Genomic DNA, 4,635 nt, shown 5'->3' on the forward strand with positions numbered 1-4,635 from the left:
CTCCCCGCCGGTGTTGACCTTGGGTGCGCCGCAAAAGCCCATGGGGTAAATATGATAGATGATCGCATGTTCAAACCAATTTTGCATCGTGTATGCCTCCAATTACATCCATCAGGAATCGCTTCCCTCAATGAAATAGCTTGCTTCCATATCTGCCACGTTCAGCGCCATGGCAAGAGGGTATTTCTCCAGCGCCCTGCCGATGGTGTTTTTATCCTCCGTACCGGAAAAGCCCATATGATACCGGATGGCGAACGCCTCCTCCCGGGTGAGCCGCCCCTCTCCGTACAAAAAGCCGGAAATAATGTACACGGACTTTTCCCCGTGACCGTAGGGCATGGCGTCGTCAATGGTGTAATAGGGCACCTTTTCCCATACCCCCTGGTCGTTCTTCACGTTCCGGGTGCTGACCTTGTAAAAGTCGATCTTGCACAGGTCGTGGAGCAGCGCCACAATGGCGATGGTCTCCTCCGAATAGCGCATGCCATACAGCTCCTGTACCCGTGGCCGTGCCAGGTAATCCTTCAGGCAGTGGTACACATTCACGCTGTGCTCCACCAGTCCCCCCTCATGGGCGCCGTGATACCGGCTGCTGGAGGGAGCACGGAAAAAATCGCTGCGGTGCAGATACTCCAGCAGTCTGTCCGCACCCTCCCGGTGGATGTTCTCCTTGTAAATCTCGATGAATTCTTCTTTTGCTGACATAAGCATCCTCCATTCCCGGAATGTCATTGTCTGTATTATAGCACACTTGAAGGGCGGTTGCAAGGGGAACAGGCTCCGGCACAAAGGAATCCGGGACGGTTTTGTGCGATGCTCCAACAAGATACTTGCATTTTTAACAAAACAGGTGTATAATAATTATGGGTAATACCGCACAAAGATTGTGCAGTAGATGTGCTAACAGATTTTTCGTCAGATTGCATAGAAACGACGCAGGAATACTGGCGTATTGCAAGGAATTTTTGTGTGATATGACGGAAAATTCGTCAACAGATGCTGTGCAAAGCCGCCAGGCGTGCTTTGTGCGGTGTTGCCCATGATACCCGCTTGTCGGGAAAAAAGTTTGGGGGTATACATATGCAAAAACCGCACCAGCTGATGCACGAATTGACCGGATTGTTCCTGGACAAGAACACCGGGGTGTATTTCGGCACCTATGGGGGATTTTCCGTATTCATCAAGCCGGTGGAAAACCGGATGGAGATCTCCGCCGGCTTTCCCGATGCAGCAACCACCACGGGGAATCTGTTGCTGCTGCAATCCGCACTGGATTCCATACCCGGGCAGCACAAGTACATGCAGACCTGTCAGTACAACGATTCCACCCGGCAGGTGGTCTGCACCTGGAAACAGCTTGCCCAGTCCGTCAAGAAAAACGGGGAAATGTATGCGGCATTTCTGGATTCCATCCTTTCCGTACTGCGGAATTTCAACATGCACTCCTGCTGCAATCTGTGCGGCAGTGAACAGTCCCTGGATTACTACTGTGCCGATGGACATCTTCTGGTGGCATGTCCCAGCTGTCTGAACCGGCTGGAGCAGGAGCTGGGGAGCAAACGGGAAACCGCCTCCATGGTGCCGGAGGATCGGGTACACGGCATTCTGGGCGCCGCCATCGGGGCACTGGTACTGGCGCTGATGACCTGGCTCCTGTGGGAAATGGGGTACGTTGCCTACATTACCGGCTTTGTGGGGATGACCGTGGCAGTGACTCTGTACAAGAAATTCGCCGGGAAGATCTCTATGGTAGGCGCCGTGATCTGTGCGGTCATGTGCCTGGTCTTCAGCGTGGGCACCAACTACTTCTGCGTAGCAAAGGAATTTGTGAAGGTCTTTGCGGATGACGGAAAATATGTACAGGCTGTTCAACAGACCAAGAGCGAGCTGGAGGCAGCAGCCGCCGATGTGTACAACGTCAGCGATGAGGACATCAAGCTGTATTCTGAGGACTACAACAGCAAGGATGAATTCATCGCCGCATACAACAACGCACTGAGCACCTGTAAAACCGAACTGGAATTTGCAAAGGATCACCAGAGCATTCCTGCCTGCATGGCGGACATGTCCGAGATCCTGGACAATTACGATGAGGGCGGCGAGATTCAAAGCAACCTGAACGAGTGCCTGCTCTGGGGCGTACTGAGTATTCTGATCGTTTCCGTGCTTATGATCCCCAACATCAAAAAGCAGCTTCAGCAGGAGAACACCATTCAGATCCTTCAAGCAGCAGAGCTGTAAGAATCCCGTACATACACAAAACCCCGGCAGGACGCTCCCTGCCGGGGTTTTTCTTTGGATACTGCACAGAGATGGTATGGGATCCTAGATCCGCCGGGTGCCCACGCTCAACAGCGTTACCCCCGTCCAGATCAGATGGTAGAGTATAAACAAGGTGGCAGACAGCTCCGCATAAGCCTGCATGGACAGATACACCAGGGCAATGACAAGTCCCAGGCATGCAGAGGCGGTCTGTAGGATCACACCTAAGCATGCGGCAGAGCGGATGGACTTTGCCCCCAGCAGCAGTTGTACAAAGCCGGGGAACCTGCCTGCACATGCCATGGAAGCGTTGGTATGCTTCACGGGAGCGGTTTCCGCGTTAAAGTCCTCGTGCATGCGGCTGGGCAGAATCTTTACCATCTCCTGGGAAATATCATACAGCTTTGCGATCCGGTACAGGGTGATGATGGCATCGTGACTGCGAACCAGCACGCACATTTCCTGTTTTTCCAGCTCCTTGAGCCAGTAGCGCACCGCCTTGCTGCCCTTGATATCCACCACGAACATGGCTGCCAGATTGCCGGACACGGACAGGTAAATCGCCTCCCTGCCCCCTTCCGTCAGCTCGTTTTCCTTGGTTTTGGTGGGAAGCCCCTCGATGTTGTGACCGGTCATCAGCTCCCGGCTGCCGAACAGCACCCGCTTGTTGTTGATCCAGCCGCAAAGCCCCAGGGATTCTTCATAAGCAAAGTTCTCCACCTTCCGGAGCATGCCTTCCTTGCCGACGATGGCGTTGCTGAACAGACCCTGCATGACGCTGCCTGCATGCCGGGTCAGACTGGCGGCATCCAGAATGGCGTCATCGATCTTGGTGTCGGAAAAGATCTTGATGGAGGACAGCTGCACACTTCCCTCCGGAAACAATGCGGAGGCATCCACCATAATGGAGTTCACATCATAGAAATCATCCACGCTCTGGTAGCCGAGCATAACCGCCTTGTTCTTGATGAATTTCTTCGTGCCATTTTCCAGGGGCAGGTTTGCCACCAAAGTGATCGATGCACAGGCGCAGGCGGCAAAGCACATGGAAAATACGCTCAGACCGAAGCACAGGGTGCTTTCCAGACTGGGCGCCCGGAGAATAGACAGGAAGATGGACACGATGATGGAGATCACCAGAATGATGGGGCATGCCATCCGGCAGAACTTATCCGCCAGATCCGTGGAAAAGGTGTACCGGAGAAAATCCACTGTCTGCTCCGTTTTCCGCATGGTGGCGAGAATGGGGAAATCCCCGATGGTGCCCCGGGTGAGGGATTCCGCACGCTTTTCGTTTTCCACGCATACCACGGCGTGATCCGCCACCTTATCGGCGATCAGATGAAAGTTCCGTGCCGCCCGGCGGACGATCAGCAGCTGTCCCACTGTATTGCCCAGCAGGGTCAGCAGGGCGATGGGCATGTAGATATGCACCACATGGCTCTGTACCATACCGGGGTGGAACAGGCACGCCGCAGCCGCCCCAAGGGAGGAGACGGTGGTCATGGACGCCAGGGTGTCGCAGTCTGCCCGAAGCTGGAACAGCTTCCGGATGCCGCCGCCGATGACGCTTGCAGCAGTGGCAGTACCCAGCAGTCCGAACAGCAGCTGCATGCCCACATAGCTTCTGGGGGCAGCGGCAAGCCGCATATTGGCGAAGATAGGCAGGCTGTAGGAATCCGCCAGCGCCAGATATCCGCTGATGACTGCCAGCAGACCCAGCACCAATACCCGGAGGGACAGGCTGCTGCGCATCTCAAAGATCTCCCGGCGGACTGCCTTGGCATCCTCCTCATGATCCAGACTCCTTGCCCGCTTGGGCTGATCCTCCAGCAGGATCCGCTCCCCGTTGAATTTCACATCCAGCTCGTTGGGATCCTCCGTCCGGTGATTGCTCAGGTCAATGCTGGTTTTTTCCGCCTTGCTGACGCATTCCGTGGGCTGCACAGCCTGATACGGGGTTTCCAGAAAGGTTTCCGGAATGGAATCCGGCACCTTGTTGGGATCCTGCAGATCCTCCACCACCACCCGCACCTTCCGCTTGGACGGTGTCTGTTCCGCTTCCGCATGCTTCCGGGGCATGGCATTGGGGGATTCCCGCTCGTATGTAAACTGCACATGCCGACGGCGCTTTTTGCTCTGCATTTCCTTTGCCCGGGTGGAGTTGCTCATCTTCCGGATCATGGGCTGGTAGTCCACATCCGGTGCCGGACGCTTCATGACCACTGTGTCGTAATTTGCCTGTGGCTTTTCCTGCTCCGGATTCATCTTGGCACGCTGGGCAGCCTCAATGGCTGCAGCGGAGTTGATGAAGGACACCTCCGGCTTTTTCACATCCGAGGGCTTGAAGGTATCCGCCGGGGCACGGCGATG

The 4,635-nt window shown here is 55.3% G+C and carries 3 protein-coding genes; 1 reads left to right on the forward strand and 2 read right to left on the reverse strand.

Translation table 11 applies throughout. The features are described 5' to 3' along the window. Positions 1 to 111: 111 nt before the first annotated feature. On the reverse strand, positions 112 to 705 hold the full coding sequence (locus QVO51_RS06100; RefSeq protein ID WP_015559168.1) for an HD domain-containing protein: 594 nt from the start codon (positions 703 to 705) through the stop codon (positions 112 to 114). A 375-nt stretch (positions 706 to 1,080) separates the two neighbouring features. On the opposite strand from QVO51_RS06100, the gene QVO51_RS06105 reads away from it, so the two are divergent. Continuing rightward, positions 1,081 to 2,241, forward strand: coding sequence for a hypothetical protein (locus QVO51_RS06105; protein ID WP_022357656.1), 1,161 nt, complete (start codon positions 1,081 to 1,083; stop codon positions 2,239 to 2,241). Positions 2,242 to 2,325: 84 nt separating this feature from the next. On the opposite strand, the gene QVO51_RS06110 is transcribed toward QVO51_RS06105, so the two are convergent. Beyond that, positions 2,326 to 4,635: hypothetical protein (locus tag QVO51_RS06110; RefSeq protein ID WP_288167921.1), on the reverse strand; the 2,310-nt coding region annotated here is incomplete at its 5' end.

Origin of the sequence: Ruminococcus sp. CAG:379 (genome assembly GCF_000434255.1) — a bacterium.
Taxonomy (GTDB): Bacteria; Bacillota; Clostridia; order Oscillospirales; family Ruminococcaceae; genus Ruminococcus_F; species Ruminococcus_F champanellensis.

Bases quoted from the DNA above. Each gene is read 5' to 3' on its own strand.
- QVO51_RS06100 (WP_015559168.1), bottom strand. From the start codon at position 705: ATGTCAGCAAAAGAAGAATTCATCGAGATTTACAAGGAGAACATCCAC.
- QVO51_RS06105 (WP_022357656.1), top strand. From the start codon at position 1,081: ATGCAAAAACCGCACCAGCTGATGCACGAATTGACCGGATTGTTCCTG.